General features: G+C 76.2%; 15 protein-coding genes and 1 pseudogene. 8 read left to right on the forward strand and 8 right to left on the reverse strand.

What is annotated here, in order from left to right; translation table 11 throughout:
• The first annotated feature begins 6 nt into the window (after positions 1 to 6).
• From ACIRS1_RS13350 to ACIRS1_RS13375, 6 genes are read left to right on the forward strand one after another with little or no spacing between them, the layout of a single operon-like run.
• Positions 7 to 1,395, forward strand: coding sequence for a KamA family radical SAM protein (locus tag ACIRS1_RS13350; protein WP_402839030.1), 1,389 nt, complete (start codon positions 7 to 9; stop codon positions 1,393 to 1,395).
• The gene (locus ACIRS1_RS13355; RefSeq protein ID WP_360210370.1) at positions 1,392 to 2,429 is read left to right on the forward strand and encodes a hypothetical protein; all 1,038 of its coding nucleotides are present in this window, start codon (positions 1,392 to 1,394) and stop codon (positions 2,427 to 2,429) included. Before ACIRS1_RS13350 ends, ACIRS1_RS13355 begins: the two co-directional genes overlap by 4 nt.
• A complete protein-coding gene (locus ACIRS1_RS13360; protein ID WP_402839032.1) occupies positions 2,426 to 3,655 on the forward strand; it encodes an AMP-binding protein in 1,230 nt (409 codons plus the stop codon). The genes ACIRS1_RS13355 and ACIRS1_RS13360 overlap by 4 nt, the downstream gene beginning before the upstream one ends.
• Positions 3,652 to 4,977 carry an MFS transporter gene (locus ACIRS1_RS13365; protein ID WP_402839034.1) on the forward strand — a complete coding sequence of 442 codons (1,326 nt, stop codon included), beginning with the start codon at positions 3,652 to 3,654 and terminating at the stop codon, positions 4,975 to 4,977. The genes ACIRS1_RS13360 and ACIRS1_RS13365 overlap by 4 nt, the downstream gene beginning before the upstream one ends.
• Positions 4,974 to 5,912 (forward strand): SDR family NAD(P)-dependent oxidoreductase, encoded by a 939-nt coding sequence (locus tag ACIRS1_RS13370; RefSeq protein WP_402839036.1) that lies wholly within the window; start codon positions 4,974 to 4,976, stop codon positions 5,910 to 5,912. The genes ACIRS1_RS13365 and ACIRS1_RS13370 overlap by 4 nt, the downstream gene beginning before the upstream one ends.
• A gap of 18 nt (positions 5,913 to 5,930) precedes the next feature.
• On the forward strand, positions 5,931 to 7,199 hold the full coding sequence (locus ACIRS1_RS13375; protein ID WP_360210362.1) for a phenylacetate--CoA ligase family protein: 1,269 nt from the start codon (positions 5,931 to 5,933) through the stop codon (positions 7,197 to 7,199).
• A 45-nt stretch (positions 7,200 to 7,244) separates the two neighbouring features.
• On the opposite strand, the gene paaI is transcribed toward ACIRS1_RS13375, so the two are convergent.
• Positions 7,245 to 7,655 carry a hydroxyphenylacetyl-CoA thioesterase PaaI gene (gene paaI / locus ACIRS1_RS13380; RefSeq protein WP_396317360.1) on the reverse strand — a complete coding sequence of 137 codons (411 nt, stop codon included), beginning with the start codon at positions 7,653 to 7,655 and terminating at the stop codon, positions 7,245 to 7,247.
• A gap of 170 nt (positions 7,656 to 7,825) precedes the next feature.
• On the opposite strand from paaI, the gene ACIRS1_RS13385 reads away from it, so the two are divergent.
• A complete protein-coding gene (locus ACIRS1_RS13385) occupies positions 7,826 to 9,094 on the forward strand; it encodes a hypothetical protein (protein ID WP_402839038.1) in 1,269 nt (422 codons plus the stop codon).
• A 10-nt stretch (positions 9,095 to 9,104) separates the two neighbouring features.
• Here the strand turns inward: ACIRS1_RS13385 and ACIRS1_RS13390 are convergent, their stop codons facing one another.
• The 4 genes from ACIRS1_RS13390 to ctaD all read right to left on the reverse strand — a co-directional run bounded on the left by ACIRS1_RS13390 (position 9,105) and on the right by ctaD (position 12,837).
• Positions 9,105 to 9,518: a pyridoxamine 5'-phosphate oxidase family protein gene (locus ACIRS1_RS13390; RefSeq protein WP_402839040.1), complete on the reverse strand. Its 414-nt coding sequence runs from the start codon at positions 9,516 to 9,518 to the stop codon at positions 9,105 to 9,107.
• A gap of 88 nt (positions 9,519 to 9,606) precedes the next feature.
• The gene (locus tag ACIRS1_RS13395) at positions 9,607 to 10,326 is read right to left on the reverse strand and encodes a response regulator (RefSeq protein ID WP_402839042.1); all 720 of its coding nucleotides are present in this window, start codon (positions 10,324 to 10,326) and stop codon (positions 9,607 to 9,609) included.
• A gap of 137 nt (positions 10,327 to 10,463) precedes the next feature.
• Entirely contained in the window at positions 10,464 to 10,991 is a 528-nt protein-coding gene (locus ACIRS1_RS13400) for a hypothetical protein (RefSeq protein WP_360210354.1), read from the reverse strand.
• A 97-nt stretch (positions 10,992 to 11,088) separates the two neighbouring features.
• Entirely contained in the window at positions 11,089 to 12,837 is a 1,749-nt protein-coding gene (gene ctaD / locus ACIRS1_RS13405; RefSeq protein WP_402839285.1) for a cytochrome c oxidase subunit I, read from the reverse strand.
• Between the two features lie 552 nt (positions 12,838 to 13,389).
• Between ctaD and ACIRS1_RS13410 the strand changes: the two genes are divergently transcribed.
• Positions 13,390 to 15,213 carry a BTAD domain-containing putative transcriptional regulator gene (locus ACIRS1_RS13410; RefSeq protein WP_402839044.1) on the forward strand — a complete coding sequence of 608 codons (1,824 nt, stop codon included), beginning with the start codon at positions 13,390 to 13,392 and terminating at the stop codon, positions 15,211 to 15,213.
• A 40-nt stretch (positions 15,214 to 15,253) separates the two neighbouring features.
• Here the strand turns inward: ACIRS1_RS13410 and lanKC are convergent, their stop codons facing one another.
• The 3 genes and pseudogenes from lanKC to ACIRS1_RS13425 all read right to left on the reverse strand — a co-directional run bounded on the left by lanKC (position 15,254) and on the right by ACIRS1_RS13425 (position 19,478).
• Entirely contained in the window at positions 15,254 to 17,836 is a 2,583-nt protein-coding gene (gene lanKC, locus ACIRS1_RS13415; protein WP_402839046.1) for a class III lanthionine synthetase LanKC, read from the reverse strand.
• Positions 17,797 to 19,158: pseudogene (locus tag ACIRS1_RS13420) on the reverse strand (MFS transporter); the annotation flags it as partial. The gene lanKC and the pseudogene ACIRS1_RS13420, both read right to left, overlap by 40 nt.
• A gap of 143 nt (positions 19,159 to 19,301) precedes the next feature.
• A complete protein-coding gene (locus ACIRS1_RS13425; protein ID WP_360210346.1) occupies positions 19,302 to 19,478 on the reverse strand; it encodes a hypothetical protein in 177 nt (58 codons plus the stop codon).
• Between the last annotated feature and the right edge of the window lie 332 nt (positions 19,479 to 19,810).

Here is a 19,810-nt window from a genome sequence, read left to right on the forward strand (position 1 = left end):
CCGGCCATGGACCACCCCGAGATCCGCCAGCCGTACCAGTACACGCGCACGCCCCTGGTCGAACCGGACTGGCGGCGGCTGCCGGGCTGGCGCGACGTGACGGACGCCCAGTGGCGCGACCCGCAGTGGCAGCGCTCCCACTCGGTCAAGACGGCCCGCCAGCTGCGGGCCGTCACCGGCCCGCTGCTGACCGACCGGTTCTACGAGGAACTCGCTGCCGACCAGGCGCAGTTCGCCACCATGCCGATGCTGCTGCCGCCGCAGATGCTGAACACCATGGCCCCGGACGCCCCGGACGCCCCGGCGGCCTACACCGAGGCGTTCCTGGCCGACCCGGTGCGCCGCTACATGCTGCCGGTGCGCGCCGACCGGCACCCGCGGTGGCCCAGCCATCCGCGGGCCGAGCGGGACTCCCTCCACGAGGCCGAGATGTGGGCCGTCGAGGGGCTGACGCACCGCTACCCCACCAAGGTGCTGGCCGAGCTGACCGCGACCTGCCCGCAGTACTGCGGGCAGTGCACCCGGATGGACCTGGTCGGCACCTCCACCCCGCAGGTCGCCAAGACCCGGCTGCTGCTGCGCCCCGCCGACCGGCAGGAGCAGATGCTCGACTACCTCAAGCGCACCCCGGCGGTGCGCGACGTCGTGGTCTCCGGCGGCGACCTCGCCAACGTCCCGTGGCCGCGCCTGGAGTCCTTCCTGCTGCGGCTGCTGGACCTCGGCTCCGTCCGGGACATCCGGCTCGCCAGCAAGGCCGTGGTCGGGCTGCCCCAGCACTGGCTGCAGCCCCGGGTGCTGGAGGGCGTGGCCCGGGTCGCCGACCTGGCCGCCCGCCGCGCCGTCAACCTCGCCGTGCACACCCACGCCAACCACGTGCGGTCCGTCACCCCGCTGGTCGCCGAGGCCGCCAGGGCGCTGCTGGACGCGGGCGTCCGGGACGTCCGCAACCAGGGCGTGCTGATGCGCGGCGTCAACGACACCCCGGAGGACCTGCTGGACCTCTGCTTCGCCCTGCAGGGCGAGGCGAACGTCCTGCCGTACTACTTCTACCTCTGCGACGTCATCCCCGGCGCGGAGCACTGGCGGACCCCGCTGCACCGGGCGCAGCACCTCCAGGAGGCGATCATGGGCTACCTGCCCGGCTACGCCACGCCACGCCTGGTCTGCGACGTCCCCGACGTCGGCAAGCGGTGGGTCCACCAGGCGGTCGCCTACGACCGCGAGCGCGGCATCTCGTACTGGACGAAGAACTACCGCACCAGCCTGGACGGCGACGACGGCCCGCAGGCCCCGCTCGACCGGCGCCACCCCTACTTCGACCCGGTGGACACCCTCCCCGAGGCCGGCCGCCGCTGGTGGTCCGGGCAGTCCGCCACACCGCGAGGAGCACGATGAGCACACCCGCCCCGGCCGGCGAACTGCGCCGCCTGTGCTGGATCTTCCCCGACCGGGAGTCCTCCCGGATGGCCGGGATGTGGCACGGCTTCTTCTGGGACCTGTACGCCGAGTGCGCCGCCGACCTCGGGCTGCGCTGGACCAGGCACGCCCCGGAGGCCGTCACGGTAGACGCCACCGGCCCCGGCCGGCCCCGGGTCTACGTCGACGACGAGCCCGTCACCCCCGAGGACACCCTGTTCATCACCGCGCTGTACTCGCTGCCGTACCAGTCGATGGACGTCTTCAACCAGTACGCGCTCTACGCGGTGCTCGAACAGGCCGGCTTCTACCTGCCGTTCCCGCCGCAGGTCTCGCTGATCGGCAACGACAAGCTGGCCACCCTGCTGTTCCTGGCGGGATCCCCCGTGCCGACCATCCCGACCGTGCGGATCGGCACCGGGCGCGACATCAGCAAGCACGTCTACGAGGTCGCGCTCGGGGGCATGACCTACCCGGCCATCGTCAAGCCGGCCGGCTGGTGCGGCGGCGGCGGGATCAACCTGGCCCGCGGCCCCGAGGACATCCGGGGCCTGGCGAGCCTCGCCCAGGGCGGCGACACCACCCTCGTCGTCCAGCCGTACCTCGGCGACGGCACCATCGACTACCGGGTCTACGTCGTCGACGGCCGGCCCCACGCGGTGATGAAGCGGACCCCGGAGGCCGGCTCGCCGGTCGCCAACGCCAGCCGCGGCGGCGCCATGGAGTTCCCGCCCGTGCCGCCCGAACTCGCCGCCGCCACCGCCTGGTTCGCCGAGCGGTTGCCGATCCCGTTCTTCTGCGTCGACTTCCTGTACGACGGCGAGCGGTACTGGTTCTCCGAACTCGAACCGGACGGCGTCATCGCCCCCGACTTCAGCGACCCGGAGCGCACCCTCCAGCGCGACGTCACCCGCGCCCGCTTCACCGCCTATCGCGACGGCCACGCCAAGTGGCTCGCCGACGGCGCCCGCCCGCTGACCCTCGACCCGACCCACCGGACGGACCCCCGATGACCGCCTCCTTCTCCCTGCCCCCCGAGGCCGCCGAGCCCCGGCTGGACGTCGCCCGGCGCACCCTGGAACGGCTGCGCGGCGTCCCCGCGCTGGCCGCCCGCTACGCCTCCTACGTCAACGTGCACACCCTGGAGCGGCTCGCGGCGCTGCCCCCGCTCGCCAAGGACGACCTCAACACCGCCCTCGCCCACCTGGAACCGGCCGCCGAGCACTCCGCCACCTGGCTGTTCCAGAGCGGCGGCAGCACCGGCGCCCCCAAGGTCGGCTACGCGCCCACCGGCTTCTACATGGCCGGCGTGCACGCGCACTGGCAGCCGCTCGACCGCACCGACGTCTTCGCCAACGCCTGGGGCGCCGGCCGGATGTGGGGCGCGCACTACCTCGCCGCCGGGCTCGCCGACCTCTCGGGCTGCCGGATCATCGCGCTCGGCTCCGTCACCCGCGAGGAGTACGGCGACTGGCTGGCCTTCCTGGCCGACCGGGGGGTCACCGCGATCGGCGGCACGCCCAGCGTGCTGCGGCTCTGGTTCGCGCACGCCCGAGCCACCGGCGTCCGGCTCCCCTCGCTGCGCAAGGTGCTCTGGCTCGGCGAGGCCTGGCAGCCCCAGCTCGACGAGGACCTCGCCGTGGTGGCGCCGCAGGCCCGGCGCTGGGGGATGTTCGGCAGCACCGAGACCTGGGTGGTCGGCACCAACACCCCGGACTGCCCGGCCGACACCTTCCACCCGCTGCCCCACCAGCTGGTCCACGTGGACGCCGACGGCCTGCTCGACTTCACCACCCTCGATCCCGAGATGCTCAACCCGGTGCTGCGCTACCGCACCGGCGACGCGGGCGAGTTGACCGCCTGCCCGTGCGGCCGCCCGGGCCCGGCGATGCGGGTGCTGGGCCGGCGCGACAGCGTCGTCCAGGTCCGCGGCCTCGGGCTGGACGTGGACGAGCTGATCACCCGGGCCGAACGCGAGCCCGGCGTCGCCCGCGCCCAGGTGGTGCTCACCGAGCAGCGCGGCCGGGCCACCGGGGTGGACGTCCTGCTGCTCGCCGACGGGCCGGGCGCCGCGCCCGACGCCGAGCGGCTGCGCAAGGAACTGCTCGCCGCCACCTTCACGCTCAGCACCGCCTTCCAGCACGACCCGGAGTCCTTCCGGGTGCGCCCGGTGGACGCGCTGGTCAGCAACGGCCGCACCGGCAAGACCGCGGCCCTGGTCGTCCGGGAGGAGTCGTGACGGCGAAGGCCCCGGCGCCGCCGGGCCGGCCGGCGCCGCTCGGGCGGGGCTTCCAGCTGTTCTGGGCCGGGCAGACCGTCAGCCTGGTCGGCGACAAGGTCACGGTGTTCGTCGTCCCGACCCTGATGATCTTCGTGCTGCACGCCTCGGCCCTCCAGGTCGGCGTCGTCGCGATGGCCCAGTACCTCGGCATCCCGCTGCTCGGCCCGATCGCCGGCGTGCTGGTCGACCGCTGGGACAAGCGTCGGACGATGCTCGCCTGCGACCTGGTCCGGCTGCTCGCGGTCGCGGCGATCCCGCTCGCGTACGCGCTGGACGTGCTCTCCACCCCGCTGCTGTTCGGCTGCGTGGCGGTGATCAGCGGCGCGACCATCTTCTTCAACGTCGGCTACCTGGTCGCCGTCCCGGCCGTGGTGCCCGAGGACGGCATGGTCCGCGCCTACTCCCGGCTGGAGGGCAGCGGCTCGGTCGCCGAGGTCGCCGGGCCGTCCGTCGCGGCCGCCCTGTACGGCGCGCTCGGCGTCGGCGCCCTGCTCGTCGACGCGGCCAGCTACCTGGTCTCCGCGGTCTGCTTCCGCTCCATGCGCCCTTGGGGCGAGCGGACGGTCGAGGAGGGCTCCGTCCGGGAGCGGCTCACCAGGGGCTTCCGGCTCAACTGGGCCGACCCGGTGCTGCGCCGGATCGTCCTGTCCGCCGTCACGCTCAACTCGGGCGGACCGGTCTTCGTCACCGTCCTGCCCGTCCTCGCCTACCGGGGCCTCGGCGTCCAGGTCGGCGTGTTCGGCGCGGCCATGTCCGTCGCGGCACTCGGCGCGCTGGCCGGCGCGGTGGTCGCACCGCGGATCAGCCGGCGCTTCGGCCTCGGCCGGACGATGGCCTGGTCGCTGCTGCTGCACTGCCTGGTCGGCCTCGGCGTGCTGGCCGCGCCCGCGCTGCCGGCCGGTCCGGTGATCGCGGTCACCATGGGCTGCTACGGCTTCTTCATGTCCTGCATCAACGTGTGCAGCGCACCCGCCCGGCAGTCCCGGATGACCTCCCGCAACCAGGGCGTCATGCACGCCGCCTTCCGGACCGTCACCTGGGGCGTGATCCCGCTGGCCGCGCTGGTCGGCGGCCTGGCCGTCAGCCTGCTCACCGGGCCGCTGGGCATCCTGGACGCGGCCCGGGTGGTGATGGCCGGCGGCACCCTGCTGGCCGCCTGCTCCTTCCTCCCGGCGGTCGGCATCCAGCCGCTGCTCGACGCCGCCGCGCCCGCGCCCGCCCCGGCCGACGGGGCCGACGACGCCGACGGGGCCGACGCGCTCGCGGAGAGCGCCCCGTGAGCGCGGCGCCCGGCGGCGCGACCCCCACCGGCGGAGCACCCGGACCGGACCGGCCGGCCGGCGCCCGCGCCGACGGCCGGGTCCTGCTCATCACCGGGACGTCCTCCGGCATCGGCCTGGCCACCGCCGTCGCCGCGGCCCGGGCCGGGTACACCACGGTGGCGACCATGCGCGATCCCGGCCGCGCCGGGGCGCTGCGGGCGGCCGCCGACGCGGCCGGCGTCGCCGTGGAGGTGCGCCGGCTCGACGTCACCGACCCGGGCTCCGTCACCGACTGCCTGGAGGAGGTGCGCCGCACCCACGGACGGCTGGACGCCCTGGTCAACAACGCGGGCGTCGCCAACCACGACCCGACCCTGGAGATGTCCACCGACGCCGCCCTGCGGGCCAACCTGGAGGTCAACTTCTTCGGCGTGGCGACCGTCAGCCGGGCCGCGCTGCCGCTGCTGCGCGCCGCCGGGGGCCGGCTGGTCACCGTCGGCAGCGTGCACGGCGTCGTCGGCCAGCCCTTCAACGAGGCGTACTGCGCCGCCAAGTTCGCCGTCGAGGGGTTCCTGGAGGCGCTGGCCCCGGTCGCGGCCGCCCACGGCGTCCGGGTATCCGTGGTGGTGCCCGGCTTCGTCCCGGACACCCGGTTCGGCATCTTCCCGGACGTCAACCGCGCCACCATCCGGGCCGCGTCCGGCCCGTACGCGCCCACCTTCGCCGGGTACCTGGAGTGGGTGGGCGGCCAGGGCTGGGAGTCGGCCGGCCAGCCGGCCCGGGAGGTCGCCGGAGTCGTGGTGCGCACCCTGCTCGCCGAACGGCCCCCCTTCCGGGTGCCCGCCAACCGCTGGGCCGCCGACTACCTGGCCGCCAAACTCGCCGACCCCGACGGCTCCGCCGTCCAGGACCTCGCCCGGACCTGGCTCGGGCAGCCCGAACACCCCTGCTGAGCAACGGAGTCCACCACCATGTCCGCCAAGCCCCTGCCCGATCTGATCGCCTTCGCCCGGGCGAACTCCCCGTTCTACGCGGAGCTCTACCGCGACCTGCCGGCCTCCCTCGACCGGCTCGACCAGCTCCCCGTCGTCGACCAGGCCGCGTTCTGGGCCGCCAACGCCTGGCCCGACAACCGCGTCCTGACCGGCCCGCTCAGCGACGCCGGCGTCTACAAGACCGGCGGCACCACCGGCGTCCCCAAGTTCTCGCCGTGGACGCGCGAGGAGCACGCCGACTCGGTCACCGCCTTCGGCGCCGGACTGGTCGGGGCCGGCCTGCGGCCCGGACACCGGGTGGCCAACCTGTTCATGGCCGGCGAGCTCTACGGCGGCTTCCTCTACATCGAGCACGCCCTGCACCACGCGCCGGTCGACAACGTCCGGCTGCCGGTCGGCGGCGCCGCCCCGGACGACTACGTCGCCGACCTGATCACCGGCTTCGGCGTCGACGTGCTCGCCGGCGAGCCGATGAAGCTCAGCGCCGTCGCCGACTGCCTGGTCCGGCGCGGGGAGGTCGCCGACCGCGTCGAACTGCTGCTGTTCGGCGGCGACCTGCTCTTCGCCGACCTGCGCCCGATCCTCTCCCGGGCCTTCCCCCGGGCCGCGGTCGCCTCGGTGGGCTACGCCTCCAACGACGCCGGGCTGGTCGGCGCGCCCGTGCCCGGCGACGACGTCCGGGTGCACGAGGCCTTCGCGCACCGCACCGTGGTGGAACTGGTCGACCAGGTCACCGGCGAGGCCATCACCACCCCCGGCACCCCCGGCCGGGTCGTGGTCACCAACCTGTTCCGCACCCTGATGCCGATCCTGCGCTACCCCACCGGCGACCGCGCCGAGTGGGTCGACGCCGACTGCCGGCGCTTCCGCCTGCTCGGCCGCTCCGCCGAGGGCGCCCGGGTCGGCACCGTCGCCATGCCGACCGAGGAGATCCGGTCCGTCCTGCTGGCCGCCGACCCGGACCGGCGGATCGCCGGCATGCAGCTCGTCCAGCGCCGCTGGGGCGGGCGCGACGGCCTGATCATCCGGCTCGGCCACACCGACCGGCCGGCCGCCGAGGAGCTCGCCGAGCTCGCCGACCGGCTGGTGGAGGCCGTCTACACCGCCCGCCCGCTCTACCCCGCCGAGGTCGCGCTGGGCAGCATCCACGACCTCACCGTGGAGTGGGTGCCGCGCTCGGAGCTGGTCACCAACCCGCGCACCGGCAAGCTCCAGCAGGTGCTGGACGAGCGGCCGCGGGCCTGAGACCGGGCGGGCGGGGCAGGGGGCTCGGTGGGGGCCGCGGGCCGCTCAGCCGGTCTGCGGCCGGCCCCCGATCACCACGCTCTGCCCGCGGAACTCGGCGACCACCCCTCCGTCCGCCAGCCGCACCGTCACGTCGTAGACCCCGGAGCGCCCCGACCGCGAGCGCTCCACCGCCTCGGCCACCAGCTCGTCACCCGGCCGCGCCGGGGCCAGGAAGACCACCTGCGCCGCCTGGGCGACCGTCACCGGGCCGTGGCTGTTGCAGGCGAACGCGAACGCGGCGTCGGCCAGCAGGAAGAGGAAGCCGCCGTGCGCCGTGCCGTGCCCGTTCACCATCGTCGCGGACACCGTCATCCGCGCCACCGCCCGCCCGGCGGACACCTCGTCCAGGGCGATCCCCAGCATCCGGCAGGTCCCGTCGCGCTCGTACAGGGCGGCGATCGCGGGGTCGAGCATGGCGCGTGGTCCCTCCGTCGGCGGTGTCGCGGCCCAGCGTAGGGCACCGCCCCCGGACGCCGGACGGGGCCGCCGTCCGGGGGAACCCCGCCGCGCCGCACCGCCGTTCCCCGCCCTGCCCCGGCCCCGCGCCCTAGCCTGCTCGCGTTCCCCGAGCACGAGGACGGCCGATGGCCCACAAGTCACCCCTGACCGCCCCGCAGGACGCCGCCCCGGTGCCGTCGGCGCAGCCGCCGAGCGGGTCCGTGACGGCCCTGCGGATCGCGGCCGCCGTGGCCGGTGCGCTCCCCGCCGTGGTGCTGCGGCTGACCGGGGTGCACCCGGCCCCGGTGACGGGCATGGCGGTGTTCGGCCTCGGCGTGCTGTCGGCGGCGCTGCTGCTGATGTGGGCCGCGGAGACCGCCCGCGCGGACATCTCCGGGCCGCTCGCGCTGGCCCTGCTGGCGTTCATCGCCGTGCTGCCCGAGTACGCGGTCGACCTCTACTTCGCGTACGCGGCGGGCACCCGTCCCGAGTACGCCGCCTACGCGGCCGCCAACATGACCGGCGCCAACCGTCTGCTGGTCGGCGTCGGCTGGCCGCTGGTCGCCCTCGCCGGCTACCTCGCCGCCCGGCGCCGCGGCGTCGAGCCCGGGATCACCCTGCGGGAGCACCGCCGGATCGACACCGCATTCCTCGGCGTCGCCGCCCTGCTCGCCTTCGTGATGCCGCTGACCCGGCAGATCTCCTGGGTGCTGGCGGTCGTGCTGATCGCCTGGTACGCCACCTACCTGTTCCGGGTCGGCCGCTGCAGCGAGACCGACGAGGAGGAACTCGTCGGCGTCCCGGCCCGGTTGGCCGCGCTCCCGCGGCGGCGCCGCCGGGCGACCACCGTCCTGGTCTTCGCGGTGGCCGCGGTCGTGGTCTTCGCCTGCGCCGAGCCGTTCGCCACCTCGCTCGTGGACGCCGGCGCCTCGCTCGGCGTCGACCGCTTCCTGCTGGTGCAGTGGCTGGCCCCGCTCGCCTCCGAGGCGCCCGAGCTGATCGTCGCGGTGGTCTTCGCCTGGCGGCTGCGCGGGGACGACGGCCTCGGCGCGCTGCTCTCCAGCAAGGTCAACCAGTGGACGCTGCTGATCGGCTGCCTCCCGCTCGCCTACCTGGCGGGCGGCGGCGGGGCCTCGCTGCCGCTCGTCGAACGCCAGGTGGACGAGGTGCTGCTGACCGCCGCGCAGACCGTCCTCGCCGTGGTCCTCCTGCTCGACCTGCGCTTCCGCCCGTGGAAGGCCGGGCTGCTCTTCGTGCTGTTCGCCGTCCAGTTCGCCCTCCCCGGCGAGTCCGCCCGGGTCGCGCTCAGCTGGGTGCACCTGGCGCTGGCCGTCCCGCTGCTGGTGGCCCGGCGGCGGCAGCTGCCGCCGACCGTCCGCGCCCTGGCCGGCCGGATCGAGGGCGACCCGCACTGACCGGGCGGGCTCAGGTGCCGGTGCCCAGCCGGGCCGGCGGCCGGGCGTCGCGGCGCAGCGGGGGCAGCCGGCGGCCGGTGACCAGTTCCGGGCGGATCCGGATCCGGACGGCGGCGGGTACGGCCCCGGCGAGGGGGCGGACCTGGGCCCGGCCGAGGACGGTGACGCACCAGCCGGAGCCGTCCGGGCCGTCCAGTTCGTCGGCCTCGAAGGCGATGACGGCGTCGTCCACGGCGCGGGCCAGTTCGGAGCCGGCCGGGGCCGAGAGCAGGATCCCGCCGTCGCCCGGTTCCAGCCGGAAGTGCACCGGCAGCACCGCCGGGAGAGCGCCGACGGTGTAGACCACCCGGCCGACCAGCGCCCGGGCCAGCAGGCCCAGCGCCCGGTCGCGGTCCAGTTCCTGCGGGTCGTGATCGCGGTTCATGCCAGCGATGCTCGCCCGCGCCGGGGCCCGCCCGCGAGGGCCGATGGTCCCGCCCGTGGTCCCCGGTTCCCGGCCGCCGGGCGGGCCGTCAGAACCGCCCGGCACGCAGCGGGGAGTGCAGCGCGGCGGCCTGGGCCTGGCGCAGTTCGGTGGCGATCAGCGCCGCCTGGACGCGCCGTTCCACGCCCAGCTTGGCGAGCAGCCGCGACACGTGGTTCTTGACCGTCTTCTCGGCCAGGTAGAGCCGCTCGCCGATCTGCCGGTTGGTCAGGCCCTCCCCGATCAGGGCGAGCACCTCCTGCTCGCGCTGGGTCAGCGCCGGTCCGGCGGCGACGGGCGGCGCCGGCTCGGCGTCGCTGCGCAGGCGGTTCAGCAGCCGGGTGGCCGCACCGGGGTCGAGCATCGAGCGGCCGGAGGCGACGGTGCGGACGGCGGCGACCAGGTCGGTGCCGCTGATCTGCTTCAGCACGTACCCGGCGGCGCCCGCCATCACGGCGTCCAGCAGGGCCTCCTCGTCGTCGAAGGAGGTCAGCATCAGGCAGGCGAGTGCGGGCATCCGGGAGCGCAGTTCGCGGCAGACCGACACCCCGTCACCGTCGCCCAGCCGGACGTCCAGCACCGCGACGTCGGGGCGCAGCGCGGGCACCCGGACGAGGGCCTGCTCGGCGGTGGCGGCCTCGCCGACCACCTCCAGGTCCGGCTCGCCGTCCAGCAGGTCGTGCACGCCGCGGCGCACCACCTCGTGGTCGTCCAGCAGGAACACCCGCACCGGAGCCGGTGCCCCGGCACCCGCCGTACTGGTCGCCATCACGCCGCTCCACCTTCGTCGAACCCCCGCGCACTCCCGGCGGGGCCCAGGGCATCATCGCCCACCGCGCGGCGGCGGGCACAGGGCCGAAGGGCCCCACCGCCCCGGCGCCTCGTCGCCCCCGCCGCCGGGCGCGGTCACCGGCGCCGGGCGCTGCCCAGACCGGCCAGCAGGAAGGCGAGCGCGACGCCCGCCCCGCTCGCCGCGGCCAGCCCCACCCGGGGCCCGAGCCCGCCGCCGGCGGACAGCAGCACGGCCGCCGCCCCCAGGGAGGCGACGGCCGCGCCGACGAGGAGCCAGCCGGCGAGGGCGGGGGCCGCCGGGCGCCGGGGGTGCGGCGCCGGAGCGGCGTCCAGCGCCGCCCAGCGCGCGACGCTCTCCCGCTGCTCGCCGTGCCGGTCCCAGCGGGCGCGCACCCGCAGCGCGGCGCCGCCGACCAGCCCGGCCAGGGCGGTCTGCGCGGCGGGGCGCCAGTCGGGGAGGACCAGCAGCAGCCCGCCGGCCAGGGCGAGGGCCGCCCACCACAGGACGCAGGCGGCCGCGGCGGTGCGGGTGGAGCGGGGGCGGTCGGGGCCGGCCTGCAGGTCGGCGATGGCGGGCAGGTACCAGACGCAGCCGCTGGCGGTGAGGGCGGCGGTGCCGATGGCGAGGACGGTGTGGTTCATGGGCCCGGCCTTCCGGTTCGCAGGGAGGGTGGGGCCGTCCCCGCCTGCCCGGGGGGCAGCGGCGCGGGCGGGGACGGCGGTCGGGGGGGCGGCCCGGTCAGTCGCCCTCGGGGCGGGCGCGCCGGGTCGCGCCGCGCGGCAGGTCGTACTTGGCCGGGGTGACGCCGGCCAGGTGCTTGGCCGGTTCACCGGTGTTCTCCAGCACGTCCAGGGCCGCGATGTCGGGGTGGTGCAGGTCGAAGGCCGGGGACTCGGAGCGGATCCTCGGCAGGGTGACGAAGTTGTGCCGCGGCGGCGGGCAGGAGGTCGCCCACTCCAGCGAGCGCCCGTAGCCCCACGGGTCGTCCGCCTCGACGCGCTCCCCGTACTTGGCGGTCTTCCAGACGTTGTAGAGGAACGGCAGGATCGACAGGCCGAGCAGGAAGGAGCCGAGGGTGGAGACGGTGTTGAGCGTGGTGAAGCCGTCGGTGGAGAGGTAGTCCGCGTAGCGGCGGGGCATGCCCTCGGCGCCGAGCCAGTGCTGGACGAGGAAGGTGGCGTGGAAGCCGATGGTGAGGGTCCAGAAGGTGATCCGGCCGAGGCGTTCGTCGAGCATCCTGCCGGTCATCTTGGGCCACCAGAAGTGGAAGCCGGCGAACATCGCGTAGACCACGGTGCCGAACAGCGTGTAGTGGAAGTGGGCGACGACGAAGTACGAGTCGGAGACGTGGAAGTCGATCGGCGGGGCGGCGAGCAGCACCCCGGTCAGGCCGCCGAACAGGAAGGTGACCAGGAAGCCGACCGTCCACAGCATCGGCGTCTCGAAGCTCAGCGAGCCCTTCCACATGGTCCCGACCCAGTTGAAGAACTTCACCCCGGTCGGGACGGCGATCAGGAAGGTCATGAAGGAGAAGAAGGGCAGCAGCACCTGCCCGGTGACGTACATGTGGTGCGCCCACACCGTCACCGACAGGCCCGCGATGGCGACGGTGGCGGCGATCAGGCCCGCGTAGCCGAACATCGGCTTGCGGCTGAAGACCGGGATGACCTCGGAGACGATGCCGAAGAAGGGCAGCGCCAGGATGTACACCTCGGGGTGGCCGAAGAACCAGAAGAGGTGCTGCCAGAGCATCGCCCCGCCGTTGGCGGGGTCGAAGACGTGCGCGCCGAACTTGCGGTCCGCCTCGAGGGCGAGCAGCGCGGCGGCGAGCACCGGGAAGACCAGCAGCACCAGCAGCGAGGTGAGCAGCACGTTCCAGCAGAAGATGGACATCCGGAACATCGTCATGCCGGGGGCCCGCATGCAGATGATCGTGGTGATGAAGTTGACGGCGCCGAAGATGCTGCCGAACCCGGAGAGCGTCACGCCCATGATCCACATGTCGGCGCCGACACCGGGCGAGTGCACGGCGTCGGACAGCGGCGCGTAGAGGAACCAGCCGAAGTCCGCGGCGCCCTGCGGGGTGGCGAAGCCGGCCGCGGCGATCAGCGAGCCGAACACGAACAGCCAGAAGGACAGCATGTTCAGCCGGGGGAAGGCGACGTCCGGGGCGCCGATCTGCAGCGGCATGATCCAGTTGGCGAAGCCGGTGAACAGCGGCATCGCGAAGAGCAGCAGCATCACCGAACCGTGCATGGTGAAGGCCTGGTTGAACTGCTCGTTGGAGAGGATCTGGGTGCCCGGGCGGGCGAGTTCGGCGCGCATCACCAGCGCCAGGACGCCGCCGATCAGGAAGAACGCGAACGCCGACACCAGGTACATGGAGCCGATCGTCTTGTGGTCGGTGGTGGTCAGCAGCCTGACCACCGCCGAGCCGGGCCGTTTCGGCCGGACTCCCTTCGACGGTACGGCGGTTGACGGTGGCATGGGGTCGCCCTGTGCCTGGGTGGCGCTCAAGGACGCACTCCTTCGGAACCTCGTGCGAATGGGTGGCGATCCATGATCGGAACGCACCGGCCCGGCGCCCCAGGGCCGTTCGGCCCGCGCACCCGGGGCCGCTCGACCCGCGTTCCGGCCCCCGGACCGGGACCTCCGGTGGCCCCGGCCACTGCCCCGGGCCCCTCGGAGGCCGCTCGCCCCGGCGACGAGCCCCGCTGGAGAACCGCCGGAGCCGACCCGGCACCCGCACCCCCGGAACGCCCGCCGCACCGGCCGGCGCCCGCCTCCGACCGGCCGCCGCGCACCGGGCCCGCCGCCCGCCCGCACGCCTCCCCAGCTGCCCGGACACCGCCCGGCCGGGCAGCTGGCGCCCCCGGCCGCACCGCCGCCCGGGCGCCCGGCCCGTGTGGGCCCGGTGTGGGAACCCCGCCGATTCCGTGCCCTACAGCTCGGGTCGGCCGTCCCGTAGCCTGCGCCCACGCCGCACCACCACCGGTCACGCCCCCGCACGCCCCCGCCCACGCCCCCGGAGGTACGCCGATGCCCCTGGCCCAGCCCGCCGCCCCCGCCCGGGTCCGCTTCACCGTGCTCGGCCCGCTGACCGGCACCGCGGACGGCCGCCCGCTCGCCCTCGGGCCGCTGAAGCAGCGGCTGGTGCTGGCCGTCCTGCTGACCCGGGCCAACACCGCCGTCCCCGTCGACCTGCTCACCGACGCGCTCTGGCCCGAGGAGCCGCCGCGCACCGCCCGCAAGAACCTCCAGGTGTACGTCTGCGCCCTGCGCACCCTGCTCGGACGCGGCGCGGAGCCCGACCGGCTGGTCCACACCGCGGGCGGCTACCAGCTGCGCGTCGCCGAACCCGAGCTCGACCTCCTGCAGTTCCGCGCCCTCGCCCGGGCCGGCCGGGCCGCCGCCGACGGCGGCGCGCTCGCCCCCGCAGCCCGGCTGCTGCGCCAGGCCCTGGACCTGTGGCAGGGCCCGCCGCTCGCCGACCTGCGCTGCTCGCCCGCCGTCGAGGCCGAGGCCGACCGGCTGGAGGGCCGCTGCCTCGGCGTCCACGAGGACTGGGCGGAGGCCGAGCTGGAACTCGGCAACGCCATCGCCGTCGCCGAGGAGCTCGCCGAACTCGCCGACCGCCACCCGCTGCGCGAACGCCTCCAGGCCGCCCGGATGAACGCCCTGCACCGGTCCGGCCGGCAGGCCGAGGCGCTCGCCGTCTACGACACCCACCGCCAGCTGCTCGCCCGCGAGTTGGGCCTGGAGCCGAGTGCCGCACTGACCGCCCGCTACCGCCGGCTGCTCGCCCACGGGCCGGCCCGGCCCGGCGCCGGCCGCCCGGCCCGGCCCACCGGCTCCGGCGGCGCCCTGCTGCCCGCCGACACCGCCGACTTCACCGGGAGATCCGCCGAACTGCGCGACCTGATCGACGAGTCGGGCGGGAGCGGGCGGGTCACGGTGCTCTCCGGGCCGGCCGGCATCGGCAAGACCGCGCTCGCCGTCCACGCCGGCCACCTGCTCGCCGAACGCTTCCCGGACGGCCGGCTGCTGGTGCGGCTGCGCACCGAGGACGGCGCCCCGCGCCCGCTCGCCGAGCTCCTCGCCGAACTCGCCTCCCTCACCGGCCGGTCGGGCCCGTTCCCGACCGATCCCGGCCAGGCCGCCGCGCTCTGGCGCGCCTCCCTGGCCGGGCGCCGGATGCTGCTGATCCTCGACGACGCCCCCGGCGAGGCCCTGGTCCGCGAACTGCTGCCCGGCCACGGCCCCAGCGCCGTCCTCGTCACCTCCCGCAGCCAGCTCGCCGGGCTGGCCTCGGTGCACCGGGTCACCGTCCCGCCCTTCGCCCCCGGCGAGGCCCTCGACCTGCTCGGCCGCATCGTCGGCAGCGGCCGGATCGGCACCGACCGCGCCGCCGCCGCCCGCGTCGTCGAGGCCTGCGGGCTGCTGCCGCTCGCCGTCCGGGTCGCCGGGACCCGCCTGGCGGTGCTGCGCCACCTCCCGCTCGCCGAGTTCGCGGCCCGGCTCGCCGACCCGGCCGGCGCCCTGGACGAGCTCGTCGCCGGGGACGTCACCGTCCGCGCCCGCCTCGACTCCGGCTGGCGCGACCTCGGCGGTCAGGGCCGCCTCGCCCTCGCCCGCCTCGCCGCCCTCCCGCTCGCCCTGCTGTTCACCCTCCCGGAGGCCGCCGCCGCCCTCGGCCGCCCCGAGCGGCTCGCGCTGCGCACCCTGGAGGCGCTCACCGACACCGGAGCCGTCACCTGCCCGACCGCCGAGGTCACCGCCCACGCCGCCCTGTACGCGCTGCCCCGGCTCACCCATCTGCACGCCCGGGAGCACGCGGGCGTGCCGGCCGACGGCCTGGGCTGAGCCCCGGCGGGCGAGGGCGGGCCTCCCCGGTCGGGGAGGCTCAGCCCAGCGTCAGCGCGTCCAGCGGGTCCCCGCCCTCCAGCGCCCACAGGGCCAGCAGCACCCCCGCGGCGCCGGTGTGCAGGTCCGCCGAGAAGCGCCGCAGCCGCATCCCCGGGACGAGCAGCCCCTCCGGCCGCGCCACCAGGTGCCACTGGAGCTTGCGGACCTGTCCGAGCACGTCCTCCCGCGCCGCCGGACCGCCCAGCCGGTCCAGGGCCAGCAGCAGCCCGGCCCGGCCCCGGAACAGCCCCGGCTCGCGGACGAACCCGGGGGCGCACACCCGCCGCACGTCCGCCAGGAAGCCGTCGAACCCGCCGTCCCCCGCCGCCCGGTACTCCCGGGCGACGAGGGCGATGCCGCTGCTCCCCCGGTCCAGGTAGGCCAGCCGCCGCCCCCGGTCGAGGACCTGCACCGACCCGTCCGGCACCCGGACGCACCGGGCCACCGCCCGGGCCAGCGCCTCCCGCCCGGAGGCCAGCAGCCACTCCTCGCCGGTGCGCCGGTACAGCCGCAGCTGCACCAGCGCGATGCCCGCCAGCCCGTACAGCAGACCGGCCGGCAGCGGGTCGGCCGCGGTCTCCGCGTGCAGCGCCGCGTCCAGGGCGCGCGCGTCCCGGAGCGCGTCGGCGAGCCCCGCCCCGTCGCCCAGGGCGTCGGCGAGCCGCAACCGGGCCAGGGCCGCGCCGGCCCGGCCGCCGTACAGGGCGACGGTGGGCGCGGGCCGGGCGCGGCGGGCCCGCTCGGCCAGCTCGGCCGCCGCCTCCTCGCGCCCGACCCGGGCCAGCACCGCGGCGACCCCGAGCGGGCCGTCGTACAGCCCGCCCGCCCCGGGCCGCGGGCCCCGCCGCCGCATCGCGGCGACCAGCCAGTCCGCGTACTCCTGCGGGTGGCCCGCCCCGGTGCGGTGCAGCGCGTGGAGCACGCCGGCCGCGCCGTGCGCAACCCCGGTGCCGCCGTCGGCGAAGCCGGCCGGATCCCCCGGGAACAACCGGTCGAAGCGGTCCGGGGTGGCCCCGGCGTGGATCCCGGCGACCAGCTCGCCGCGCACCCGGGCGAGATCGGGGCCGTCCGCCGCCGCAGGCCCGCGGGCGTGTTCGCAGCGTCCCGCCCGGTCCGCGACGTCGCCGACACGCCCGAGCAGCTCCCGCCCGCGGCGTTCCGTCACCGACTCCACCCGGGTGGCCGTGCCCGGCCGGGGAGGCCCCGCCTCCGGGCCGAGCCCGAACCACGCCCGGGCCCGCCGCTCCAGCGCGGCCAGCTTCCCGGCGTCGCGCTCGGCCAGTTCCATCACGGGCATCAGCAGCACCAGCCAGGTCGCCCAGAGCATGTACCGGTCGGCCTCGGCCCCGTCGAGCCCGGGCGGGGGCTGGATCCCGCCGGCGCCGGCCACCGGCACCCGGCGGCCGGTCAGCTCGTCCGCGTACTCGAAGTCGACGAGCACCACCGAGCCGTCCGGCCGGACGATCACGTTGGCCGGGTGCAGGTCCCCGAACCGCACGCCCCGGGCGTGCAGCGCCGCGAGCGCCCCGCCCAGCCCGGCGACGACCTCCTCGACCCAGGCCGCGTACCCGGCGCGCTGCTCGTCGGTGCAGTCCTGGTGCACCAGCGGGTAGCGCCGGATCGCCTCCGCGAACAGCTGGACGCCCTCGATGTGCTCCTGCACCAGGAAGGTGTGCTCCCAGACCGTCCGGACCTCGCGCAGCCGGGGCACGCAGTCCAGGCCGTCCAGCCGCTCCAGGGCCCACTGCTCGCGCCGCAGCCGGGTGACGGCGTCATCCCCGGCGGCGTCCAGCCCGGCGTGCGGGCGGGCCTCGCGCAGCACCACCCGCTCCCCGGTGGTCCGGTGCTCCCCGAGGTAGATCCCGCCGGCGTTGGAGAACTGCAGCACCTCGACGATCCGGTACGGCAGCTCGCCGCCGGCGGCCTCGCGGGCGGCCAGGTGCGGGCGCAGCTCCGCCGGGGGCTCGACCCAGTCCGGCAGCCGGAACACCGGCTCGCGGCGGTCCGGGACGAGCCGGCCGGAGGGGTCGCGCAGCGCGGGCACCGCCCGTCCGGCCCCGTCCTGGCACCAGAGTTCGACGAAGGCGCCGTAGCGCGCGTACACCGGGGCCGGGCCGATCCGCAGGTCGGTGAGCACGTACGGCCCCCGCCGGCCGGCCAGGGCCTCGGCCAACTCCCGTGCCAGCGAAAGGAACTGGCGCTCCGAGCCGGGGTAGACGGTGACGAACTTGCCGCTGCTCCCGCGCCCCGCGTACTTGCCGTTGGCCACCCGCAGGGCGTCGTCGCTGCGCAGGAACTTGAACGTCACCCGGTGCGCCGTGCAGATCCGGGCCACGGTGGCCAGCGTCTGCTCGGCCTCCTCGGGCACGGTCGAGACGTGGAGCTTCCAGCCCTGTTCGGGCGGGCGCACGCCGTCCGGGCGCAGGGCCGTCCACAGCCCGCGCTGCTCGCGCCGCCACCCGGCGGGCGGTGCGCCGAGCCCGAGGGCGTAGCGGGTGGAGCGGTCGCGCAGCCGGCCCGGGGTGTCGTAGTACGTCGGGTCGGCGAGGCAGTACAGCTGGGTCTCCTGGGCGCCGGCCATGGCGGGCCTCCTCCTCCGATCGCTGGACGGCTGGTACCGGGCGCGCCCACGGGCCCCGGGGGCTCAGGGGATCAGACGGCGGGCAGCAGGGCCGGCCCGCGGCGGACCGGCGGCGCCCAGGTCACCACGGCCGCGCAGAGCGCGATGGCGAGGGCCAGCAGGGCGAAGGTCCGGGTGCCGCCGAAGGCCCCGAGCAGGGCGCCGCCCACCAGCGGGCCGAACGGCTGGACCAGCGTGGAGAGGAAGCCGGCCGCGCTCTGCACCCGGCCGATCCGGTCCGGCGGCGCGGCGAGCAGCATCCCGGACACGAAGCCGATGCTGGCCACCGTGGACAGGCACATGCACACCGCGCAGAGCAGCCCGATCAGCACCGGCTCCCGGGTGAGCACGAGCACCCCGGCGGTGACGGCGGCCGCCCAGCAGCTCAGCGCCACCAGGCTGCCGTCGCGCGCGCCGTGGGCGCCGCCCGGCCACCAGGCCGGGGGTGCGTCCAGCCGCGGGGCGAGCAGCGCGCCGGCCAGCGCCCCGGCCGCGGTGAAGGAGACCACGGTGCCGCCGCCGACTCCGGAGCGTCCGCCGTCCGAGGCGACGGCCAGGGTGGTGAACATCAGCGCGCTGAACGCGAAGTTCATCCCGAGGCCGAAGATCAGCAGCAGGGTGCGCAGATAGGGCTGGTGCCAGATGAAGGACAGCCCGGCGGTCAGCTCGGAGCGGCTGAACACCGCCCCGGCCCGGGAGGCGGGCACCGACCTCGTCCGCATCAGCGCCACGCAGACCGTGGAGAGCAGCAGCCCGACGCCCTCGGCGACGAACGGCAGCACCGGGTGCCAGGCGAACAGCGCCCCGCCGCCGAGCGGACCGATCAACCGGGCCGCGGCGCCGCGCGCCTGCATCCGGGAGGAGGCGGCGCGAACCTGGTCGCGAGGCACCACCGCGCGCAGCAGGCCGCCGGCGGCGGGCCCGTAGGTGCTGGCGATGAGCGCCCCGGCGGCGGCCACCAGCAGGACCAGCGGCAGCGGGGTGCGCCCGTTCAGGACGGCGAGCACCAGCGCGGTGACGGCGAGCAGGCTCCCGACGTCGCAGACCCGCATCAGCCGGCGCCGCTCGATCCGGTCGGCGAGCACGCCGCCGGGCAGCATGGTGAGCAGCAGCGCGCCCACCGACACGGTGCCGATCGCACCGGCCTGGGCGGGCGAGCCGGTGTCCCGCAGGACGAGCAGCGGCAGGGCGATCGAGGCGAGTTGGGAGCCGAGCGAGGCCAGCAGGCCGCCGACCCAGAGCAGCCGGAAGTCCCGGTTGCGGGAGAGCGAGGTGGGCTCCATGGCCGTCCTCCGGGGTGGGGGGGTGGAATCGGGCCGGGGCGGTCCCGTGCCGGCGGAACCGCCCCGGGGGCCTGCGGTCCGGCGTGCCGGCCGGGGGCGGTGGTGCGCCCGCCCCCGTGCCGGGACCACCGGCCTGCCGCGCCTCAGGCGCCGGAGGTCTCGGCGGAGTTGACGTAGCTGATCAGGCTGAAGCAGTTGCCGTCGGCGGCGTCCTGGAGGACCTTCATCGCCTGCAGGTCCAGGATGTTGGCGGCGTGCGCCTCGACCTCGGGGGTCTCCTCGCCGTCCTCGCCGACGATCGGGTCGATGTTCTCGGCCATGGCTGAACTCCCTTCACTGGGTGGATCGGTAGGGGTGCGGCGGGTGGTGGTCCGCCGTGGTGAGGACGTTAGGCCGGCCCGGCTGCGCGGGGCCCGGGAACCGGTACGGCACCGGTATGGCCGCAGGTCGGGGCGGCCGCCGGCGCGTCCGGGGCGGCCGGCCGGCCCTGCCGGGGGGCCCGCGAACCCGCTCCGAGCTGCGGCCATACCGCCGGCCAGGCTCCCTCGAACCGGGCCCGAAGCCCGGCCGGGGAGCCTGGCCCTGCACACCCGCACGCCCGGATCCGACAGCACTCCCGGGTCCGGCGGCACGCCCACGGCCCGGCGGCGTC

The sequence above is a fragment of the Kitasatospora sp. NPDC101176 genome, from assembly GCF_044768035.1.
Classification (GTDB): domain Bacteria; phylum Actinomycetota; class Actinomycetes; order Streptomycetales; family Streptomycetaceae; genus Kitasatospora.

Bases quoted from the DNA above. Each gene is read 5' to 3' on its own strand.
- ACIRS1_RS13350 (WP_402839030.1), top strand. From the start codon at position 7: ATGGACCACCCCGAGATCCGCCAGCCGTACCAGTACACGCGCACGCCC.
- ACIRS1_RS13355 (WP_360210370.1), top strand. From the start codon at position 1,392: ATGAGCACACCCGCCCCGGCCGGCGAACTGCGCCGCCTGTGCTGGATC.
- ACIRS1_RS13360 (WP_402839032.1), top strand. From the start codon at position 2,426: ATGACCGCCTCCTTCTCCCTGCCCCCCGAGGCCGCCGAGCCCCGGCTG.
- ACIRS1_RS13375 (WP_360210362.1), top strand. From the start codon at position 5,931: ATGTCCGCCAAGCCCCTGCCCGATCTGATCGCCTTCGCCCGGGCGAAC.
- paaI (WP_396317360.1), bottom strand. From the start codon at position 7,655: ATGCTCGACCCCGCGATCGCCGCCCTGTACGAGCGCGACGGGACCTGC.
- ACIRS1_RS13385 (WP_402839038.1), top strand. From the start codon at position 7,826: ATGGCCCACAAGTCACCCCTGACCGCCCCGCAGGACGCCGCCCCGGTG.
- ACIRS1_RS13390 (WP_402839040.1), bottom strand. From the start codon at position 9,518: ATGAACCGCGATCACGACCCGCAGGAACTGGACCGCGACCGGGCGCTG.
- ACIRS1_RS13395 (WP_402839042.1), bottom strand. From the start codon at position 10,326: ATGGCGACCAGTACGGCGGGTGCCGGGGCACCGGCTCCGGTGCGGGTG.
- ACIRS1_RS13400 (WP_360210354.1), bottom strand. From the start codon at position 10,991: ATGAACCACACCGTCCTCGCCATCGGCACCGCCGCCCTCACCGCCAGC.
- ctaD (WP_402839285.1), bottom strand. From the start codon at position 12,837: ATGCCACCGTCAACCGCCGTACCGTCGAAGGGAGTCCGGCCGAAACGG.
- ACIRS1_RS13410 (WP_402839044.1), top strand. From the start codon at position 13,390: ATGCCCCTGGCCCAGCCCGCCGCCCCCGCCCGGGTCCGCTTCACCGTG.
- lanKC (WP_402839046.1), bottom strand. From the start codon at position 17,836: ATGGCCGGCGCCCAGGAGACCCAGCTGTACTGCCTCGCCGACCCGACG.
- ACIRS1_RS13425 (WP_360210346.1), bottom strand. From the start codon at position 19,478: ATGGCCGAGAACATCGACCCGATCGTCGGCGAGGACGGCGAGGAGACC.